We start from the raw sequence: 20,259 nt of genomic DNA on the forward strand, positions 1-20,259 counted from the left end.
TGTTCGGTTCGCCAAGATACATGGGGATACCTTTTTCAATTCAGAGATAAAAATCCCACTTGGTTAAATCAGTATAGCCCTGATAAATTCCCTTTGTCAAGCAAGGCTGATACCAACTTCTCTGGGATATGGCTTTCAAGCACCTGTTCTTTGAAATGACAGTGAAAATAAAAAACTGGCACCCGTAAGCGAGTGCCAGTTCAATTCAGCGTTTTTTACCCCTGTTTCAAGCCTTTCCAGAATCCTTCAATTACCTCAACGGTGTCGGCAAGGCGTTCAAAATGGGGTAAACCTCTGGAAGGAACCAGACGAACCGCCTGCCAGAAAGGATTCTTCAGCAACACATCGGGTAAGCGTTCAAAAGACGTGTACGGGTCCTGATCATAAAGCACCAGAACCGGAACTTTGAGACGTTCATAGACCAGGGTACGCACCTGCGGAGTAAACAGTTTTCCCGTGATAAAGTAGAGAGGCGCATGCTCAGCACCGGGTTGATGAGCACTGGCGTAGGCATATTCAACAAACCCCGAAGGAATATGTCCAACAAAGGATTGTTTCAGGAATAATTCAATGCTGGTACGAGTAGCCAGTAAATCAAACAATGGACGTGCCCACAAAGGAAGAGTTAACAGCGCATGAGCAATATGCCCAACAGGGAACCCGCTGAGGGCTAAGTCCTTCCGCAGGAAACTTTTCCCTAACCCGGTTGGGGAAATCAACGTCAGAGAAGTAAACCATTCGGGGTGCGAAAGCGCCGCCCGACTGGCAAATTCTCCACTGAGAGATAAAGCAATGACATCCGCCGGCTGTTTTACCTGAGAAGAAAGAAATTCCACCAGAGTTTCTTCATATAACAGGGGGCTGTAGATTCGATCAGAACGTTCGGAAAAGCCAAAACCGGGAAGATCTATCGCATAAACAGGGCGCTGTCCACGGAAATACAGAAACAACGGGGAAACTTCGTAAGAACTTGCGGCGGCATTCACACTGTGAATAAGCACGACAGGACGTCCCGATCCTGATAAATCAACATAGTAATTTACCCTGCCAGCAGACTTGGAGAAGAAAGACTCTCGATTTGCGGGGATGGCTTCAGGCAAAGGGACACGGTGATTAATGCCAAAATGGCTGTACAGGATCCATCCACCCGCAGCCACTGCTGCCCATTTAGCGAAAGATAACCCTGATTTCATATCCCCTGACTTTTGATTTCGGACCGCCATTCTTCACCTCTCAGCAAACTTTTCTGAATTATAACGTGAAACGGGTGAGATTTTCTGATGAAATCCCTCGACATTCCTGCCGAACCAATTCGATACCGGCTGGATCAACAAGGTGGGGCAACTTCCCATGCTCTGGATGTTATTCCTCTATTCTGCAGGTTTCAAATGGAATTCCCCACTGCTTCAGGGTGTCATATGCCGGCAATCTTCTATAGGCACGCTCGATTGCCCAGGTTAGAATATCGGTATCACGGGCAGCAGCAGTACAGAGCCGTTCCGGATTGGGAAAAACGAAAACCCGCGCTAAATCCAGACGATCCGCGTCCCAGCAAGTCTGAACCGTAATATCTTCATGAATCAATCCATCCGAATGGTAACGAATGGCACGAACCAGTAAATCCATCCCTTCATCGTCGAGAGAAAAGAACTTCCCTCTTAAATTCTGAATCCACCTTGCACTTTCCGAACCATGAAGATGATCTGTGCTCTCATTCGTCCTGCAAACATCATGAAATAGCGCAAATAGCGCCACAACATCAGGGCGTGCACCCGTCCGACGCGTTAACCGCATCCCGTTTTCATAAACCCTTGCCCAGTGACAGGGACCATGAATGGAGTAAACCCCAAGACGGAACTCTTGTAATGCTATCTTAACGAGTTCTGGAGAGATGACCGGCTCAAAACCAGACACGAAATTACCCAACTGGTCTTCCATGAAAATGAGTATACAGGAAAAAAAGAACTGATGTTACACTATAGCCACTCAGGGTTATAAAATTTCCTCAACGCTGGAGAGGATGTGTGAGCAAACTGCCCGGTTTTCCAATTCTCAAATTGATTATCCTGATCTCATTGACTTTCTGGATATCTTACAGAGTTTACGCTTCTCCACTTCCCCAGCAGGAAACACCCTATTCTCCGCCCAACCAAACAGGAGAAGCACCTACCGAATCCTATCCATATCCTGCCACCTCTCCAACCCCGACTGGAGGGTCCAACGTCACTTCCACTTCCATTACCCCTACACCTGCTTCAACATCCTCCACACCACTTCTCCCATCCATTACCCCCACTGTCAGGACCGCAACCCCTCAACAAACGTTCATCCATCGATTTGCGACTGAAATGGCAGAACTGGCGCAAGCGCGTATTATTCCAGAGGTAACGGATGTGCTTCCAACGCGCAGTCCGCCAATTACCCCTTCTTTGAAGAATAACCTTCCAGAAACCTCCCCAAAGGAAAACATCAATTTTGCCCGTTTTGGTCTGGGGATCCTGATCTCTCTGGTTTTCACCCTCGGAGCAATGCTGTTATTTCGTCTTCTTCAAAGCGGTGAATTCCGAATTAAGGAATGATGAAAATTTTCAGCATGGCTCTTGCTATGAGGTGATGAGGGCTTTATAATCAGCCCAAAGAGGATTTAAGGAAAAAAAGCACGTCCTGGAGAAAGATGGATTCATTTCGCACCGAATTATTGCCTGAAGAACAGCCGGCTGAACCAAAGAAAAATCTGGTTTTAAATTTTTTCTGGGAAGTAATTCAGACCGTTGTCATGGCAATGGTCCTGTACTTTCTGGTAGACATGATGATTGGCAGGGTACAGGTTGAAAATATCAGCATGGAACCCACCCTGCAACCCGGAGAGCGACTCATTGTCAATAAATTAGCCTATCGTCTCGGACCTATCAAACGGGGAGATGTTATTGTGTTTCACTATCCCCGCAATCCCAACAGCGATTACATCAAACGGGTCATTGGCTTGCCGGGGGAAACGGTTCGCATTGCGGATGGAACGGTTTATATCAACAATGAACCGATCAAAGAAGAGTACATCTCCGCACCGCCCACCTATTTTGGAGAATGGACGGTACCCGAGGGGCAGGTTTTTGTCCTGGGGGACAATCGCAATCAATCTTTTGACTCCCATTCCTGGGGTTTTGTCCCCCAGGAGTTGATTGTAGGAAAAGCCATCCTGATTTACTGGCCCCCAAATGCCATTCGGGTGTTAAATCAGACCCCCGTCGTCATTGCCGCTGGACAACCATAAGGAGTAACCCATGAAAGAAATTCTCACCCTGCTGGATGAATTTGAAAAAGCACTTCCCCCGCTGATTCTGCCTGAAGAATTGAAACAGGAGAGCCCTTTTTCCAGGTGGATTGACCATACCCTATTGAAACCAGAAGCCACCCCTGCTCAGATTGAGAAATTGTGCGAGGAAGCCAGACACTATCAATTCGCCTCGGTGTGTGTAAATCCAGTTTTTGTTTCTCAGGTTTCAAAAGCGCTTGCCGGATCACCGGTCAAAGTTTGCACAGTGATCGGTTTTCCTCTTGGTGCCACACCCACCCGGGTAAAAGTGTTTGAGACCCGCACCTGTCTGGAAATGGGAGCGCAGGAAATTGATATGGTCTTGCCCATCGGGCTTCTCCGCGCAGGAGATTTTGAGACCGTTCTGGAAGACATTTACAGTGTGGTGGAAGCCGCTCACGCTCAGGATGCTCTGGTGAAGGTAATTCTCGAAACCGCTCTTCTCAACCAGCGAGAAAAAATTGCAGGTTGTCTGCTCAGTCAGAAAGCCAGAGCCGACTTTGTGAAAACCAGCACCGGATTTGGTCCGGGAGGTGCAACTGTTGAAGATATTGAACTGATGCGCAGAGTGGTTGGTCCAGACATGGGGGTTAAAGCCTCCGGAGGCGTGCGCAATTTAGCCATTGCCCGAGCCATGTTGAATGCCGGCGCTAATCGTCTGGGAACCAGTTCTGGCGTTATAATTATGAAGGAACTGGAAGAGGAAACTGCGAAGAAATGAGACGCTCTATGGAACGTTACACGGTGCCATGCACGCAATGCCAGGCTGGACAAATGCATCAGCACTTCATCACCTACTTCACCTGGTTAGGGGATGAATTGATTACGGTGCCTGATTTCCCCGCCTGGATCTGTGACGTGTGTGGTCATCGCGAATATGATCCCGCAGCACTCAATCAGTTGAGTTTGATTCTCAGTCCCAATGCCGGGCGTCCTGTCTCCCGTTCACGGGGAATTCCTCACCACCGTTCGGATAAAAAGGGACAACGTGCAAGTCGCCCATAACTCTCTCAGAAGAGGCTTTTGAAAAACCCATCCTCCCGGATGGGTTTTCTTTTCAGAGGGAAAATTGCATTAAAATAGGTCTCAGTCTGGGAAAACCAGAAAATCCTTTCTCCACGAGGAAGCCATGCGTAGAAAATTTGTAGCCGGAAACTGGAAAATGAATAAAACGGCGGAAGAAGCCCGTCTTCTTCTGAATGAGTTAATTCCCGCTATTCAGCCCCTTTCTCAGGTTGAGCGGGCTGTGTGTCCCCCCTTCCCGTACCTGATGATGGTACGCCACATGGTGGAAGGAACCGGAATCGGGGTTGGGGCGCAAAACATGCACTGGGAAGCCGCAGGGGCATTTACCGGGGAAGTTTCTCCAAACATGGTTGCCGAATTTTGCCAGTATGTCATTCTGGGACACTCTGAACGCCGCACTTATTTTGGAGAAACCAACGAGACTGTGAACCGCAAAGTCAAATCCGCTCTTGCTTCAGGATTAACCCCCATTGTCTGTGTGGGGGAAACCCTGGCAGAAAACGAAGCCAGCAAAACCGCCGAAGTCGTGTGGACGCAAATTACCGAGGGCTTGAAAGACCTTTCTCCCGAAGATGGATTGAAACTGGTCATCGCCTATGAACCGGTCTGGGCAATTGGCACCGGACGCGCCGCCACCGCAGAAGTGGCTCAATCCGTTCACGCCAATGTGGTCCGTCCTGCCCTTGCCCATCTGTTCGGACAGGCGGTTGCCGACCAGATTCGCATTCAATACGGCGGCTCGGTGACAGCAAAGAACGCACCAGAATTGTTCGCCATGCCCGATATTGACGGGGCTCTGGTGGGCGGCGCCAGTTTGAAACCTGCAGAATTTGCAGCAATCGTCCAGGCTGCTGCAGAAGTTTCTGGATAGTTACCCAGAGTATTCATTCATGGGAGAGTTCTCTTTTTGGGGCGGTCTGGCATGGTTGTTTGCCTTGACCGTCCCCTTGCTTTACCTGCAACGTCAGTTGCACCGCGAGATTCAACTGACCTTCTTTCTGATCACCCGTCATCCCACTATCACGATGGGGATTTTTGCGCTGCTGTTTTTACCGGGTGTATTTCTCCATGAAATCAGCCACCTCATCATGGCGTGGATTTTAAGGGTGCCTACAGGGAGGCTCTCGCTTTTGCCACGTTTTTTACCCGATGGAAAAGTGCAACTGGGCTTTGTAGAAACAGATCCTTCGGATATTTTCCGGGACGCGCTGATTGGCGCGGCGCCCTTAATCACTGGTGGTATCCTGGTTGCCTATCTTGGAGCAACCCGTCTGGGCATGCTTCCCCTGTTTGAAGCCATTCGCACATACAACACCGATCTGTTCTGGGCATACCTGATAACTCTGCCCGAGTTACCGGATTTCTGGCTCTGGTTTTATTTGACCTTCACCATCAGCACCACCATGTTTCCATCCGAATCAGACCGGAGGGCATGGCTCCCTGTGCTGGGGATAGCCTGTGGTATGGGTGGACTCGCGTGGCTTTCTGGAGTCGGGGGATGGCTCTCGAGCACACTGGCACCCCTGTTCTCTCAAGCCATCCAGGCGGGGATCATTATTTCCGCCATCAGCCTGGCGCTTCACCTGTTACTGTGGTTCCCCTTTCGATTCCTGCGGGCGATTTTTCAGGGAAACATGAAAATTATTCAATAACGGCAAAATATAGCGCATTTCCAAAGGCAAGAATCAACCGGCGATTTGGGGTAACCACAAAGGCGGTAGGATCCTGCGCCGGGAATGCCACCTGAGGAGGATCGGCATTTCGATATTGCCTCTGGAAGTTCAACTTGCGCTGACTGAACTGATAGACAGCATCTTCCCGGGTATCCAGGATATAGATAAAGGGCTCAGGCAACTGGGTTGCCTGCAAGCGAACAAACTGAGCATCCTCAAAACGTTCCACTTCTCCGGCTCTGCCAGGACGGTCATCACCATATTCGGCAACATTATTACACTCCACCTGAAAGCCAGCGTGGGAGCAAATAGACATGTGTCCATCCTGATGAAGCAGATAAAGATGTTCCACATCCGCAACCAGGTCCACCACATCATTCAGGGGCGGGGTGTTTTCCCCAAAGTACAGTCTGGGCTCATCCACGGGGCTGAAACCAACAGTCTGGTCCGCCTGATAGACATAGACCATATTGGAGATAGGATCCAGCACATATAAAGTGCGATGATTGACTGTAATTTTTTCGATTTTTCCCCAGCCCATTCCCGGGGCTTGTAAAACCATCAGATCCATGGTGGTTGCCCCCGGGGTACAGAACACCAGATTGCCACCTGTATCCATTCCCATCACCGTGGCATTTGACCCTTTTAACTGGGGAGCAGGCGCAATATCGACCAGTGAGGTGATGATTCTGCCTCCTGCCATCCCGGGACCACAGACAAAACTCAAATCCAGTTCGTAATCGCTACCCGAACGCAATAACCGAAACACCCGCCCGCTGGTTTGGTCCAACACATAGACATCATTCAGATAAGCCACCATGCGAGTGATATGCACTTCAGGAGGTAAACCATCCCGAAGTGCCGGACGGAAAGTCAACCGCTTCACCCCGTCTAACTGATCAAGCCCACTTTGCACGCTCTGGCGGATCTTCTGTCCCTCTTCCGAATTTTTTAGAGAACCAGATTTACCCAGCCAGTTAAGGGCTTCCAGATAATCCTGACGTTTGAGCACAGGATCTGACTGACTTTCTGCCCGGGTGAGATACTGGCTGGCGGTAGCCAGGTAAGCGCGATTTTGTTCGTTTCGCCCCCGTTCCAGATAAACTGTTGTGCCGATGGCTGCCATGAGCAAAGGCACAAGCAGGGCAATTGCCAGCATCACCCCCGGTGAAAGGTTCACCTCTACCCCAACTGACCGGGGGAGAAGACGTTGAATTCCCTTTTTAAGGGAACCAATCACTTTTGACCAGCCCTGCCCCAAACGACGCAAAAATTGAGCAAGGCTCTTCAGAAATGGTTGCCATTCAGGTTCAGAGAATACAGGTTGCTGACGCGGCTTCTTCGGAGGAATCGCCTGAGCCTGTTCCGACGGGCTTTGTTCTGGAGGATTATCTTTTAATGGGGCAGGTTTATCGAGAAGTGCATCCGCTTTCTCAGCCGGAACGCGTTCCTCCCCGGGCTGAGAAGAGGCCTCCAGACGCCCCATCCAGCGTTTGCCGCTCAATGAAATGGCTTGAGGTACAACCTGGGGCTCAACTTTCGGCTGTTTTTCTTCAATCTTCTCAGCAACAGGCGGCTCTGGGTTGGCCGGCGCACGCTTCGCAACAGCAGGGACATGCCAGTGCAGGTCCCCTTTTCCAGATGAAATCCGGACCAGACCGCAGGAAAAATTTACCAGATTGCCCTGCAAACGCTGCCGAATCCCCTCCTCCCCTGACTGATTCAGTCCTGCCAGGGCTTCCGGCTGCCAGTACAATTCGGGAACAAGAACCAACAAATCCCTCTCGTTAATCTCTTCCCGAAAGAACCGCACGGTGGGGATTTTTGCCTGTCCAAGAGGGCGCCCGACACTGTCGTACCAGTGCTGAACCCCTTCCTTTTGAACAAGGAGCGCATGAGCCGTGCCACTCACCATAAAATACAAACTTTCTCCACGCACAACCCCCGCCAGCAGACTTCCGGTCAGTGGACTGGTCGTGGAAGGTTGTTTGAGGTTGCGGGAGAGAAGAAAATCGTTCAGGCGTTCTACCAGAGACTTTAACCCGGAGGTGACCGTCCCTTCGGAACGATAATAAGTTTCGCTCAACCGTGCCAGAAGTTCACGCTGCTGATGGCTGGGAAAAGGAATGGTCGAAAACAACACCAGGCGATCGTTTGCGCGTAAACGGGCAGGCTTGACCGGCATGGCCGCATAGAAACCGGGTAATTCCGTTTGCCAGACTCCGGCAGTTAATTGTAAGGGCAGAAAATGCAGGTCAAACAAGGCTCACACTCCGTGACGATGATTATACATAAGAATGTCTGGATTTTGTTACAAAAGCGTGACATTCAAATTACAGTTTTCAAGATTCTCTTGACAGTCTTCCCGCCTTCCTTTACCTTAAAAGTGCGTGAGATTCTATCTTTTTCGAGAAACGGTGCAAGGAATTTGCCATGTTGAACCCAGACAGTGAAAGAAAATCCTCCCCTTCCAGGCGCCGGGGGCAATCTTTTGTGGAACTGGCGCTGGTACTTCCCATCCTCCTGGTGATGTTGCTGGGGCTGGTTGAGGTGGCAGTGTTCGTCGGACGTTATCTGGATGTTCTGGACTTAACCCGCGAAGCCGCCCGTTTTGCCTCTGTAAAAGACCCCTTCTTTATTGACATGCCGGGACACTGGGATTGCTCGGGCAATCAATTTTTCTTTTACTTCCACACTGCCTGCATTTTCTCTCCCCCCAGTGATCAGGAAACAGAAGGGGGGGTGTGCTGGAACCGCCGCTTTGATCACGATAATGACCCCAGCACTCCCATTCACGACCCCTTCTGTAATGGACTTAACCCCTACATTACCCTCGACCTGACAACCGATGATGTGGTCATCAGTGTGTACACCGTGAACGAAGATAACACCGTCAGCCAATCTCATCCGGGACCCCATCCCGACCCGCGTTTTTCGGGAGATTCGGTTATCGACGAGAACGGCAACATCACTTACTTCTGGGCACTCTCCAACCACGACTGGGATACCGCCCACAACGACAACTGGAAAAAGGACTGTGAGGGAAATGTGGTTCGCGAGCGCCCGCATTACACTACCGCCAGCATCCAGCAAATGATCCATGCCAGCAGTGTACTGAACGAGCAGGGTACGCCGGTACCGGCACCGGGAACAAAAGGGTATGTGGCGGTTGAACTGTACTACTGCTATAAACAAGCCCTGAACGTGCCGTTATTCAACGTGATCGTCCCCAACCCGGCAATGATTCACGCCTATACCATCATGCCCATCCCCGCCGCACAGCCGACGGCAACGCCCATTTCTAACCCGTGAGGAGGTTTGCATGGCTCGTGAACGTGGACAGGTTTTAGTCATCTTCGCCGTTTCGCTGGTGGCATTACTGCTTTTTGTAGGACTGGCAGTGGATGCCGGCGTGCTGTACGTGACCTACGGACAATTAAAACGCGCCTCCGATGCCGCCGCAGTCGGTGCAGCAAACAACTTCAAACGCGGGCAAACTGAACTGGAAATGAAAGCCGCCGCCATGGAAATCTACCGTCTGCACAATGTAGACACTTCGGTGCTGGACTTAAACGTGCAGATTTGCGACGATGATGCCGACGGCTTTACCGATGGCACCTACAAATCCGGAAATGACGTCCTCTTTGATGCCAGCCTGCTGGACAGCGATGAACAAAAGGTTGCCAACTTCTTCGAAAAAATCTGCCCTCGCACCGACCCCACGGTAGGCGCCGGACAGCAAGCCGCCTCTCCCCGGAAACTGGTGTACGTTTCAGCCACTCAAAAGGCAAATTTTTACTTCCTCTCCCTGCTGGGGATTACTCATGCCAACCTGCGCACCTACTCGGTAGGCGAAGCGGCTTCGGTGGATCTGGTGATTGTGATTGATACGTCCGAATCCATGGTAGCCGAATGCCAGACTTTCGACGCCAACGGAATTTGCGCCTTCTTCAAGTCTCCCGGCTTTAACAACAATACTCTGGATGATTACGACCCCTACGCACCGGGAAACTGTAATACCATTCCAACGACCTATGCGGGAATCACCGTACAGAATTCCTGCTACCCGCTGGTACAGGCTCAGGTTTCTGCTATTTACCTGGTCCGAACCCTGTATGAAGGCTACGATAATGTAGGTCTGGTGACCTACGACTCGGTGGCAGTGGACCGCATGGGTGGGCTGGTCAACATGATCAACCGTACCGCTATTGAAAATGCCATTGCCAACGTCAAGGTGCACGACGACGCTCCCTACGGACGACTCTGGCCCACCTGGCGCGTGCCCGGACGGTTCAATCCCATCAACCCGGAAGACCGCGATGGAGATGGACAGGACCGCGACACCGCCGCCAGGGTTGGCTACACCTGTTTATTGGATGATGACCGCTGGGATGAATCCATTGACCCGTATGGATGGGGTGGAGTGCCCTGCGACGACGATAACCTGTTTGACGCTTTCAACTGGGTGGATGAAAACACTGACGGCGATAACAACCCCGACTCGAACCCGACATTTTCCAATGCGGATGACACTTACGCCAGGAACTGGCTGGCGACGCGCGATCCGGATGGCGCCGGACCCCTCACCGCCACGCTCTCAGTGACCTCAACCTGCAATGGCTGTGGCATCCGCACGGCTTCAAATCTTCTGCGTCAGTACGGACGTCCCGGCTCAGTGTGGGTAATGGTTTATCTGACCGACGGCGTTGCCAACATGAGCGATACCCCCCGCACAGACAGCAGTATCCCATCGGGTTATCCCAATGGTTTCTGCCAGGGATCGCTCAATCCAGGCAATCCGGGCTTCTGGCCCCCCATGTGCGTGGATCGCAATATCTCCCCGCGGTACTGCATTGACACCAACGCCAGCACCTGCCCGCCTGGATCGGTACATGTGAATATCCCCGATCCACGGTATTCTGGCGCAGACTACGCCCGCGATATGGCAGACGCGGCCGCCCTGACCATCGTTCAGAGCAGTAACCCTCTGGATACGCGCTATAACCCCAACGAGCCAATTGGCAACGACATTGCCATTTACACTATCGGGCTGGGGGCGGTGACCCCGGATAATCCACCTTCCTGGATGGATACCGGTGAAAAGATTTTGCGTTACATGGCAGCAGTGGGCGATGACGGAGACCGAGTCACTGATCCCTGTGCCAGTGTTGGTCCAAAACGGTCCTGCGGCAACTACTACTACGCCCCTACCGGTGATGCCTTGCGCGCTATCTTCGACGATATCGCCAGCCGCATTTACACGAGAATTTCTCACTAAAAGAAAGTGAGGTGGGTTATGAGAATTCGAAAAACCATCCAGGCATTTTTCACTTCCACGCGCCAGCGATTGCGCCCTTCTGCACCCGCGCAGGGCTTGCTGGAGTTTGCCCTGGCTCTGCCGGTCCTGCTCCTGCTGGTGTTCGGCGTCATTGAGTTTGGGCGCATCATGCAGGCATGGCTGGCACTGGAAAACGGTGCCCGCTTTGGCATTCGCTTTGCCATCACCGGCGATTACGATCCAGACTACTGTGATGACGCCATTGCCGCGCTGACTCAGCCCGGGGCAGTTTTTGCCAGTGTGGGACGCACACAACTGGAAGCCCTGGACCATGCAGATGGACGCATTGACTGCATGATCCCCGACAAAATTAACGGCAACCCAGTCCCTCGCTGGGATGAATACACCAGCGCGCTCCAGGACTGGGCGCGCCTGCCGTCCATTCGCGATGCGGCTCTGGCAGGAGCAACGGGAATTGCCTGGGAGGATGATCCAGCGGTTTCCGGCGATTACCTGGCTTACCTGACCTTCCCTCAAAGCACCTTCAGCCAGAACTACCGCGGTAACCCGGCAGCCCCCGGATACCTGAATGTGATGATCTGCTCGAGCCGCGATCAGGGTTTTTTCATGGAAGGACCGCCGCAAGACCCGCATTACTACAACAATGTAATCAGCAATGATCATCTTTATCCCATGGTATGTGTGGATAATCGCGGCGGAACCAAGCGGTATATTGATGACGCTGGCGGGCCCGGAGATCGGGTACGCGTCATCCTGACCTACCGTCACACCCTCATCACCCCCTTCCTGAGTTCGTGGTGGCCCACCCTGCGATTGACCTCCACCCGTGAAGGTCTGGTAGAGAAATTCCGCACCTCCCGCGTGACGGGCTTGACGGGCGGCATTGCCATGGCGCCAACCCGCACCCCCACCCCCACCAACCCGCCAACCTTCACCCCCACCCCCACCCCCATGCATTGCGACAACACCGGCACCATTCTGCTGGAACGCTTCAACAACGTTAATGGCAGTACCATTGCCGACCTGACCGGCAGCGCCAACTATCCGGCTCTCCCGGATGAACGCACCTATCCTACCTCCTTCCGGATAACGCCCAACACCGGCGACAACTACGGCACGCGCTTCCGCGGCTATATCTGTCCACCTTACTCCGGTGAGTACACTTTCTACATCGCCAGCGATGACACCAGCCGCTTACTGCTCAGCCCGGATATGGACGCCTCGCGCGCCGTGCAGATTGCCTACCTGAACACCTACACCTCGCAGGATAACTGGACGGTCAACGATACCCGCCGTTCGGCGCGTATCTGGCTGCAAGGCGGTACTTTCTACTACATCGAAGCCCTGCACAAGGAAGGGACAGGCAGCGATCATCTCTCGGTGGCGTGGTCTGGTCCGGGAATTGGCACCGACCCCACCCTGATTGACGGGCAATATCTGGCACCTGCCGAGCCGGACGTAGTTGCGCCTACCCTGTGTGACGGCACAAAAGGGGTCCTAAGGGAGGACTGGGTTGGCGTCAGTGGCACCAGCGTAAGCAACCTGACCTCTTTAGCAGACTACCCCGCATATCCGACCGACTACGGGTACCTGAGCACCTTCAACTACTCCCGAAACGCAGACAACTACGGCTCCCGTCTGCAGGCTTACCTGTGCGCGCCCTATACGGGAGAGTACACCTTCTGGCTGGCAAGCGACGACAACGGCGTGTTGAACATGAGTCCAGATGAAAACCCCGCCAATAAAGTCACCATTGCCAGAGTGCCGGGGTGGACAAACCAGCGTCAGTACGACAAGTATTCCGAGCAGCAATCCATCACCCTCAACCTGACCGCCGGACAGAAGTACTACATGGAAGCCATCTTCAAAGAGGGCGGCGGCGGCGACCATGTTTCCGTAGCCTGGCGGGGACCGTACATCCCGGTCCAGGAACTGATCCCGCAGAAATACCTCTTGCCGCTCACACCTCAACCCACGCGGACGCCAACAGCTACCCCGACGCCTTCCTGTGACGTGCTGACCTTCAACAGCCCCGATCAACTGTATCTGCATGACGAAAGCAGCCTCTACTATATGAACGCGTTCATGCAGAATAACAGTGCCATTTACCCGGTGATCATTGACCGTATTTCCGGATCGTGGATTGAAAACTGGCACACCATTCCCAGCGAAACCCGTCCGGCAAAGAAACTCACCCTTTATGAATGGAAAAGTGCATCCAGCACAACCACCATTTACACCATCCCATCCGGTGGGCTGGCGCTTGCCAGCGTTCCAACCAACTGGGATCACACCTTCACCACGCCGCACACCATTCCCATCAGCACCAGCGGCAACCTGCGCCTGCGGGTAGATACCAAATGGAAGAAAGCCTCCTTCGTCAAACCGCAACAGCCAACCAACGAGTTCAATTACTACCACGGCGACGACTTCCGCTGGACAGTGTACTACCGGGTGGGTAATCTCTCCTGTCAAGCCACTTTGACGGGAGTGGCAGGTCCAACCGTCACTGCGCAGACCGTGACCGGCACCGGCAGACGGTTCTCTGTGCGGGCAAATGTGTCGGTTGCCAGCGGACGTTCGGTCAATCGCGTGTACTTCACCGTGTTCAACTCAGCCGGGCAGATGGTGCATTATTTCAACACCAACGCCACACCATACTGTCTGTTTGGCAGGAGCGGAAGCAACTGTATTCTGATGGATCCATACGTGGATAAGTGGAATGGCGGTACAACCAACACCACCAGCGACGATATCCTCATCACCAACGATACCTACACCGTCCATATCATCGCTGAAGACAGCGGAGTGACCATCAATGGAACCAAAGTGGGCGTTTACTCCACCCGCATCATCTATACCCTCAATCTGCAGGGCGCAACACCCACGGTGACCTTCACGCCCACCCGCACGAACACACCGCGTCCAACCAACACACCCACCAATACGGCGACCCGCACCAACACACCCACGGTAACCAACACCAGTCCGCCCACATTCACACCCACCCGCACCAACACGCCCAGACCGACAGACACACCTACACCGGGCCCAACCAACACGCCCACCCGCACCAGAACGCCTACCCCATCGCCGACCAAGTGTCTGACCCCACCTGATCTGGGTGGCTGCGGATAGCACCAGAAGCACCATGGCTCACCTGTGCGCCTGGAACGGCGCACAGGTGTTTTTAAAAGAGTGGCATAATAAAGAAGGATGAAACTTTCAGCACGGTTCTGGACTCTCCTGGGGTTCACCATCAGCAGTCTGGTTTTCCTGAGTCTGAGCGGATTGCTCTACCTCCGACCGCCTGATTTATCCCTGCAAAGTCTGGTATGGGCACTAATCGGGCTTGGTTTTTCGCTGGTAATGATGGGCATTCTGGGTTTTGAACTGCTCAGGCGCAGAACGGTTTTGCAGACCTCCTCTTCCCTTTCCGCCTGGCGGGTTTTGCTGCTCGTTTATGTCCTGACGCCCCTGGTTCTGGTGTTTCCGGTCTGGCTGGTGGCGCTTGGTCTGGGAGTTACCCGCTTTCCTGCCGCATTCCTGGATATCCGGAAGTTGTTCTCCCTCCCCACCCCATGGGTGTGGCTTATTCAAGGCAGTCTACTTTTTCTCTTCATGCTTCCCGCCCTTGTTCCCTTTCGGGCACAGGGAATCGATATCCGAAAGCCTTTCCCTTCTGCCCGGATCGCCATCCTTCTGGGATGGATGATGGCGCTGATGACGCTGTTTTGTTATCACCTTGCCATCCGTGTGATCGGCTTTGAGCCAGCGTTGCTCCCCACCCCGGAAGGAATTCAGGCATGGGCGGCAGGCATTCTCGGGGTGATCATCCTGCCCATCTCCGAGCAACTCTTCTTTCGGAAATATCTGTATGGGGCTCTTGTGGAACGGTTTTCCCCTTCACGGGCTCTGTGGATGACGGCGGTGATTTTTGCACTGGTGCAGGGACGCCCGGCGTTGTTCCTGCCGGCTTTCCTTTTTTCTGCATTGCTCCAGTGGCTGATAAATGCCACGGGTGATCTTCGCATGGCAATTCTTGCACATGCCTTTACCAACCTTCTTGCACTGGCAATAAACTGGGCTCTTCTCTTATGAACACCGGGTGGAAAGCGCTACGCGGGTTTATCCTGATCTATCTTCTGCTTTATATCCTGTGGATTTTCTTCCCGGCAGGCGAGCCACAAGAACGGGCGCTGGGGGGGGGATTAGCGCTGTGGTTCACGGGAACTGTAGCAGCGTTGATCGCGCTGGAAACACGGACTCAGATCCCCGAAGGCAATCACCGCAGTCTGTGGACATGGATCAGCGCAGGACTGATATTGTGGTGGGCAGGCGATCTCCTGCGATTGTTCCTTGTTCCAGGCAGAAGCATCCTTTCCCCCCTGCGAGAATCGATATTTACCCTTGGAGCAGGGATGATTTTAATCGGGATATTACAGGCTCCCCGTAAGCCCGTCCAGTCCGCAAGCAAACTACGCCTGTGGCTGGATGTCACCATTAACGCCAGCGCTGTGGTGATTCTTGTCTGGTTGATCCTGCTGAAGCCCGTCATGGAAACCCTGCAAATCACCGGAACATATGGGGTTGCCATCCTTTACCCCATTGCCGACTTAATCCTGCTGATCGTCTTGATACTCATTTTCCAAACCGGTGAAACAGAACACATCCCGCAATCGCTGGGATGGATTGCGGTCGGTTTGCTGGCGTACACGATGAGCGACCTGGCTTATGTGTACCTTGCCAACAGTGGGGCTTATCTTCCGGGAAATCCAATTGACCTGGGCTGGACCCTTGGAGATGGGTGCTTCATCCTTGCCGCATGGATGCAAATCCGCGCGAAACCGGGGGAGATGCCATCCTTTTCTCGAATGAGCCGTTTTCTGATTCAACGGACAAGAAATTACCTCCCGCTGGTCAACGTCATTGCCCTGGGATGGTACACCCTGCTGCTCTGGCAATTCAGCGGCAAATCGGAGCCGCTCGGGTTGTGGGGAACTGTTTTACTGGGACTGGTACTGATCGCCCGACAGGGAATCCTGGCAGGGGAAGTGGAATTCCAGCAATACGCCAATCTGGTCAATCATATTGCCGAGCCAACGTTTATCTGCAATGCCGCTGGACGGTTACGTCTGGCAAATCCCGCTTTCTTACAACTGGCAGGATTTGATTCCCCCGAGAAGATTCCGGGACTTCCACTTCAGCAGGTCTTTCGTCCTTCCGCCGAGGTGACTTTGTGGGTGAAAAATGGACTTCAATCCGGGTGGACAGGGGAAGTGGAAGTGCAACGAATGGACGGTGCCCGCCTTCCCGTCATGCTGGCACTGCGTCCTTTGATTCCCGGAAAAACACTTGCTGGAACGGCACACGACCTGAGCCAGATCAAACAACAACAGATGGCTTTGCAAAAAGCCTATGAAGAAATCGCTCATGCCCATGCCGAACTTGCCAGAATGAATGCCGAACTGGAGCAACGGGTAGCCGAAAAAACTGCCAGTTTGAGTGAAGCCTATCAACAACTGGAGCGCCAAAACCTTGCCCTGCAAAACCTTGACCGGTTGAAGTCGGATTTTGTGTCGCTGGTCTCTCACGAACTGCGCGCACCCCTGACGAACATCAGCGGGGGTATTGAATTGTTGCTTCTGCGCTCAAAACGCCTCCCTCAGGATGCTCGCCAAACCCTGCGTCTGGTTCAATCTGAAATCATCCGGCTAACCCGCTTTGTGGAGTCAATCCTCGACTTGAGCGCACTGAATGCCGGAAAAATGCCGCTTTACCTGGGTCCTGTATCCCTGCATGCCGTTAAGGAAGTGGTAAAACGGCAATTTGCCCATTCCCCCGGATTTGAACGTATTCGCTGGGAGATACCGAATGATTTACCTGACTTTTTAGCCGATGAACAAGCCCTGACCAGTGTTCTCTTCCATCTGCTGGATAACGCAGTGAAATATGCTCCCAGTGGGGATATTGTTGTCAAAGCCTGGGTGGAGGGCAAACAGGGCTTTTTGGAAGTGCGCGACCACGGACAGGGCATTCCAGAAGAGGATATTCCCCTTCTGTTCACCCAGTTCTTCCGCTCCAGAATGAGCGACTCACAAACCACTTACGGTCACGGGCTCGGGTTGTACATGGTTCGCCGCCTTCTCGAAGCAATGAATGGTACAATTAAGGTCAGAAATATGCCCGAGGGGGGAGCCTGTTTTACCTGCTGTCTGCCCGTAGTGCAGATTGAAGCGGGGGAGGACCATGAAGCCGAAAGTATTAATCGTGGATGATGACCCTACACTGCTTCGCTTTCTGCAGGACTATTTAAAATCGGAGTCCTTTGAGGTGCTTGCGGCAAGCAACGGCAACGAAGCCTTGAGGTTAGCCTATCAGGAACATCCCGATATTGTCGTGCTGGATGTGATGATGCCCGGAATGGACGGCTGGGAAGTCTGTTCGCGGCTGCATGAACTCTCCGATATTCCCATTATTCTCCTGACGGCAAAAACTGCGGAAGAAGACAAACTGCGGGGCTTTCAACTGGGTGTGGATGATTACTTGACGAAACCCTTCAGTTTTGCCGAACTCTCGGCACGCATTCGAGCCATCCTTGCGCGCGCTCAACGCAACCTGCCTGCCCAGCGAAAGAATCAGATCACCTTTGGAGAATTCATCATGGACCTGGATAAACGCGAATTATGGCGCGGCAAGGAGCAGTTGATTCCCCTTACTCCCACAGAGTTTCGCTTGCTGGAGCATCTGGCGAGAAATAAAGGCAGAGCCGTTTCCGAACAGGAACTGAGCGAACAGGTGTGGGGCATTTATCTTTCATCAGATCGCTCTGCGGTACGCCGATACATCTGGCTGTTACGACAAAAAATTGAGAGCGACCCCGCCCATCCCCGCTGGATTCGCACCGTGCGCGGTTACGGATATCGCCTGGGAACCGGCACGGATATCCTTACACCTTCCGAATCTTAATTTATAACGTAGAGTGCATCATGAACCTTGAATTTGAGTTTCATTCCAGTTTCACCATGCCCCTGAATCGGGAGTGGTCCGCGTTACTCCCTCACAGTATCTGTCATGTTCCGTTTTTAGACCCTGATTACCTTGCCCTCTGGTGGGATACCCGTGGAGGCGGCGAATGGCAGGACGAGTGCCAGTTAGTCCTGATTACTGCACGAGATGCGGGTCGTCTGGTTGGTATTGCGCCCCTTTTTTACACCCCCAGTTTCAAAGGCAGTCCGCGTTTAATGTTGCTGGGCAGTGTTGAAGTATCGGACTATCTGGATTTTGTGGTTCTTCCCGAGTACCTGTCGGTATTCTGTGAGCAACTATTGCCCTTCCTGCGTCAATTACCGCTTCCTGAATGGCATGTGCTCGATTTATACAATCTCTTTGAAACCTCTCCCACCATCGAAACCCTGAAACAGTCTGCCGGGAAGATGGGTAAAAGCCTTGAAATCGAGAGAGCCTACCGTTGCCCACAGATCTCTCTCCCGGGAGACTGGGAGCAGTACCTTGCCTCGGTGGACAAAAAACAGCGTCACGAAATTCGCCGAAAAATGCGGCGGCTGGAAAACGCCGGTTTTGAGACACGCTGGTACCGGGTGGAAAACGGGGATCATCTGGACGAAGAATTCGATTCCTTTGTCAAACTGATGGAGTTTGACGAGGAGAAAAAGCGCTTTCTCACCCCCCGAATGCGCCAGTTTATGAGGGGCGTTGTCCATTGGGCGTACCAGAAAGGGATTTTACATCTGGCTTTTCTGGAAATTGACGGCATCAAGGCGGCGGCATACCTGGCTTTTGATATGCTGAACCGCCTGTGGATTTATAATTCAGGCATCAATCCTGACTTTGGAGATTTCTCTCCGGGCTGGGTGCTGGTCGCTTACCAGATCCGGTGGGCAAATGAACAACATCGAGAAGCCTTTGACTTCATGCGCGGTGATGAGGAATACAAATACCGCTTTGGGGCTGTGGACCGTCATCTGGACCGGGTCACCATCGACTTCTCCAACTGACCAAAAACCCCCGCTGGATTTGAACCCGGCGGGGGTTTTCTTTCCCTGACCCTATTTCTGCACTTTTTCTTTTTCCAGTTCCTGGAGCAGGGCTTCGTCCTGTTTCAAATTTCGGGTGCGCACGGCAAGACTGATCAGATAGATGACCATGATGCCGAAAATGACACCATAACCTAAAAGCATGTACGAAAGGGTATCGGCTGGACCTTCCATGAAAACCTCCTTCTTATTCTACCGCATCCATTTCAACCGTAATTGTTCCACCCGCTGAGCCAGTTCACCCAAGCGAATGCGATGCCAGAGCAGGCTGATAAACAGAATCGAGAACGCCACCAGACTGACCGCAAAGGTTTGTGCCATGGGTGGGGTCATGGCAAAAGAGCCTGTTACGGTTGGATCGGCTCCGCCAATGACCACAGGATGAATGGTGCGGTAAATCCGGATGGAGAAAAACGTCAGCGGGACGCTGATAAAACCGACAATGGCATACACCGCTCCAAAGCGGGCGCGTTTCTCCGGATCATCAATTCCCTGACGGAGCAACAGGTAGGCAGCATACACCAGTTCCATGATTGTGGCAGTGGTTAACCGGGGATCCCAGGTCCACCAGGTATTCCAGATGGGACGCGCCCAGATCGAACCGGTGATTATGTTAATGAGCATAAACGTCAAGCCAATCTCAATGGCACCAACGCCCACCAGATCCCACCGGGTTTTACGGGTGACCAGATACGCCACTCCTGCCACAACCGCAACCAGAAAACCCAACATACCCACCCATCCGGTGGCGACATGGAAGTAAAACACCTTTTGGACCTCTCCCATAACCCGTTCAACGGGAGCATAGAGGAAAACCATCCCGGTTGCCACAATCATGGCAATAAGTGCCAGGGTATCCAAAAACGTTAACAAGCGGGGTTGTGTCTTCAT

Annotated in this window: 18 protein-coding genes; 13 read left to right on the forward strand and 5 right to left on the reverse strand. The window is 52.8% G+C overall.

Translation table 11 applies throughout. The annotated features are described in order from the left end of the window. Positions 1 to 215: 215 nt before the first annotated feature. A complete protein-coding gene (locus LHF31_RS09985) occupies positions 216 to 1,223 on the reverse strand; it encodes an alpha/beta fold hydrolase (RefSeq protein ID WP_298003025.1) in 1,008 nt (335 codons plus the stop codon). 139 nt (positions 1,224 to 1,362) lie between these two features. Then, positions 1,363 to 1,938 (reverse strand): HD domain-containing protein, encoded by a 576-nt coding sequence (locus tag LHF31_RS09990; protein WP_298003022.1) that lies wholly within the window; start codon positions 1,936 to 1,938, stop codon positions 1,363 to 1,365. 86 nt (positions 1,939 to 2,024) lie between these two features. On the opposite strand from LHF31_RS09990, the gene LHF31_RS09995 reads away from it, so the two are divergent. The 6 genes from LHF31_RS09995 (at position 2,025) to LHF31_RS10020 (ending at position 5,991) form a co-directional block, all read left to right on the forward strand. Further along, positions 2,025 to 2,579: a hypothetical protein gene (locus tag LHF31_RS09995; protein WP_298003019.1), complete on the forward strand. Its 555-nt coding sequence runs from the start codon at positions 2,025 to 2,027 to the stop codon at positions 2,577 to 2,579. 95 nt (positions 2,580 to 2,674) lie between these two features. Next, positions 2,675 to 3,271, forward strand: a complete 597-nt coding sequence (gene lepB / locus LHF31_RS10000) for a signal peptidase I (RefSeq protein ID WP_303774175.1) — start codon at positions 2,675 to 2,677, stop codon at positions 3,269 to 3,271. A 10-nt stretch (positions 3,272 to 3,281) separates the two neighbouring features. After that, positions 3,282 to 4,034: a deoxyribose-phosphate aldolase gene (deoC, locus tag LHF31_RS10005; RefSeq protein ID WP_303774176.1), complete on the forward strand. Its 753-nt coding sequence runs from the start codon at positions 3,282 to 3,284 to the stop codon at positions 4,032 to 4,034. A gap of 8 nt (positions 4,035 to 4,042) precedes the next feature. Further along, the gene (locus LHF31_RS10010; RefSeq protein ID WP_298006126.1) at positions 4,043 to 4,318 is read left to right on the forward strand and encodes a YgiT-type zinc finger protein; all 276 of its coding nucleotides are present in this window, start codon (positions 4,043 to 4,045) and stop codon (positions 4,316 to 4,318) included. A 124-nt stretch (positions 4,319 to 4,442) separates the two neighbouring features. Next, on the forward strand, positions 4,443 to 5,210 hold the full coding sequence (gene tpiA, locus LHF31_RS10015; protein ID WP_298006128.1) for a triose-phosphate isomerase: 768 nt from the start codon (positions 4,443 to 4,445) through the stop codon (positions 5,208 to 5,210). Positions 5,211 to 5,229: 19 nt separating this feature from the next. Then, positions 5,230 to 5,991 carry a hypothetical protein gene (locus tag LHF31_RS10020; protein WP_298006131.1) on the forward strand — a complete coding sequence of 254 codons (762 nt, stop codon included), beginning with the start codon at positions 5,230 to 5,232 and terminating at the stop codon, positions 5,989 to 5,991. On the opposite strand, the gene LHF31_RS10025 is transcribed toward LHF31_RS10020, so the two are convergent. Then, positions 5,981 to 8,275 (reverse strand): hypothetical protein, encoded by a 2,295-nt coding sequence (locus tag LHF31_RS10025; protein WP_298006133.1) that lies wholly within the window; start codon positions 8,273 to 8,275, stop codon positions 5,981 to 5,983. The two genes, LHF31_RS10020 and LHF31_RS10025, sit on opposite strands and share 11 nt — an antisense overlap. A gap of 170 nt (positions 8,276 to 8,445) precedes the next feature. On the opposite strand from LHF31_RS10025, the gene LHF31_RS10030 reads away from it, so the two are divergent. The 7 genes from LHF31_RS10030 (at position 8,446) to LHF31_RS10060 (ending at position 19,329) form a co-directional block, all read left to right on the forward strand. Beyond that, positions 8,446 to 9,324, forward strand: coding sequence for a TadE family protein (locus LHF31_RS10030; protein WP_298006136.1), 879 nt, complete (start codon positions 8,446 to 8,448; stop codon positions 9,322 to 9,324). A 10-nt stretch (positions 9,325 to 9,334) separates the two neighbouring features. After that, complete coding sequence (locus LHF31_RS10035; protein WP_298006138.1) at positions 9,335 to 11,290, forward strand: Tad domain-containing protein; 1,956 nt, start codon at positions 9,335 to 9,337, stop codon at positions 11,288 to 11,290. A gap of 18 nt (positions 11,291 to 11,308) precedes the next feature. Then, on the forward strand, positions 11,309 to 14,449 hold the full coding sequence (locus LHF31_RS10040; RefSeq protein WP_303774177.1) for a PA14 domain-containing protein: 3,141 nt from the start codon (positions 11,309 to 11,311) through the stop codon (positions 14,447 to 14,449). Positions 14,450 to 14,527: 78 nt separating this feature from the next. Then, positions 14,528 to 15,412, forward strand: a complete 885-nt coding sequence (locus LHF31_RS10045) for a CPBP family intramembrane glutamic endopeptidase (RefSeq protein ID WP_303774178.1) — start codon at positions 14,528 to 14,530, stop codon at positions 15,410 to 15,412. Further along, entirely contained in the window at positions 15,409 to 17,589 is a 2,181-nt protein-coding gene (locus tag LHF31_RS10050; protein ID WP_303774179.1) for an ATP-binding protein, read from the forward strand. The genes LHF31_RS10045 and LHF31_RS10050 overlap by 4 nt, the downstream gene beginning before the upstream one ends. After that, positions 17,561 to 18,280, forward strand: a complete 720-nt coding sequence (locus LHF31_RS10055) for a response regulator transcription factor (RefSeq protein WP_303774180.1) — start codon at positions 17,561 to 17,563, stop codon at positions 18,278 to 18,280. Before LHF31_RS10050 ends, LHF31_RS10055 begins: the two co-directional genes overlap by 29 nt. Positions 18,281 to 18,300: 20 nt before the next feature. Next, positions 18,301 to 19,329, forward strand: coding sequence for a GNAT family N-acetyltransferase (locus LHF31_RS10060; RefSeq protein WP_303774181.1), 1,029 nt, complete (start codon positions 18,301 to 18,303; stop codon positions 19,327 to 19,329). 51 nt (positions 19,330 to 19,380) lie between these two features. On the opposite strand, the gene LHF31_RS10065 is transcribed toward LHF31_RS10060, so the two are convergent. Beyond that, the gene (locus LHF31_RS10065; RefSeq protein ID WP_303774182.1) at positions 19,381 to 19,542 is read right to left on the reverse strand and encodes a hypothetical protein; all 162 of its coding nucleotides are present in this window, start codon (positions 19,540 to 19,542) and stop codon (positions 19,381 to 19,383) included. An 18-nt stretch (positions 19,543 to 19,560) separates the two neighbouring features. After that, positions 19,561 to 20,259: a cytochrome c biogenesis protein gene (locus LHF31_RS10070; protein ID WP_303774183.1), complete on the reverse strand. Its 699-nt coding sequence runs from the start codon at positions 20,257 to 20,259 to the stop codon at positions 19,561 to 19,563.

This window comes from Anaerolinea thermophila, from assembly GCF_020723905.1.
GTDB classification, from domain to species: Bacteria; Chloroflexota; Anaerolineae; order Anaerolineales; family Anaerolineaceae; genus Anaerolinea; species Anaerolinea thermophila_A.

Bases quoted from the DNA above. Each gene is read 5' to 3' on its own strand.
- LHF31_RS09985 (WP_298003025.1), bottom strand. From the start codon at position 1,223: ATGGCGGTCCGAAATCAAAAGTCAGGGGATATGAAATCAGGGTTATCT.
- LHF31_RS09990 (WP_298003022.1), bottom strand. From the start codon at position 1,938: ATGGAAGACCAGTTGGGTAATTTCGTGTCTGGTTTTGAGCCGGTCATC.
- lepB (WP_303774175.1), top strand. From the start codon at position 2,675: ATGGATTCATTTCGCACCGAATTATTGCCTGAAGAACAGCCGGCTGAA.
- deoC (WP_303774176.1), top strand. From the start codon at position 3,282: ATGAAAGAAATTCTCACCCTGCTGGATGAATTTGAAAAAGCACTTCCC.
- LHF31_RS10010 (WP_298006126.1), top strand. From the start codon at position 4,043: ATGGAACGTTACACGGTGCCATGCACGCAATGCCAGGCTGGACAAATG.
- tpiA (WP_298006128.1), top strand. From the start codon at position 4,443: ATGCGTAGAAAATTTGTAGCCGGAAACTGGAAAATGAATAAAACGGCG.
- LHF31_RS10020 (WP_298006131.1), top strand. From the start codon at position 5,230: ATGGGAGAGTTCTCTTTTTGGGGCGGTCTGGCATGGTTGTTTGCCTTG.
- LHF31_RS10030 (WP_298006136.1), top strand. From the start codon at position 8,446: ATGTTGAACCCAGACAGTGAAAGAAAATCCTCCCCTTCCAGGCGCCGG.
- LHF31_RS10035 (WP_298006138.1), top strand. From the start codon at position 9,335: ATGGCTCGTGAACGTGGACAGGTTTTAGTCATCTTCGCCGTTTCGCTG.
- LHF31_RS10040 (WP_303774177.1), top strand. From the start codon at position 11,309: ATGAGAATTCGAAAAACCATCCAGGCATTTTTCACTTCCACGCGCCAG.
- LHF31_RS10045 (WP_303774178.1), top strand. From the start codon at position 14,528: ATGAAACTTTCAGCACGGTTCTGGACTCTCCTGGGGTTCACCATCAGC.
- LHF31_RS10050 (WP_303774179.1), top strand. From the start codon at position 15,409: ATGAACACCGGGTGGAAAGCGCTACGCGGGTTTATCCTGATCTATCTT.
- LHF31_RS10055 (WP_303774180.1), top strand. From the start codon at position 17,561: ATGAAGCCGAAAGTATTAATCGTGGATGATGACCCTACACTGCTTCGC.
- LHF31_RS10060 (WP_303774181.1), top strand. From the start codon at position 18,301: ATGAACCTTGAATTTGAGTTTCATTCCAGTTTCACCATGCCCCTGAAT.
- LHF31_RS10065 (WP_303774182.1), bottom strand. From the start codon at position 19,542: ATGGAAGGTCCAGCCGATACCCTTTCGTACATGCTTTTAGGTTATGGT.
- LHF31_RS10070 (WP_303774183.1), bottom strand. From the start codon at position 20,259: ATGAAGACACAACCCCGCTTGTTAACGTTTTTGGATACCCTGGCACTT.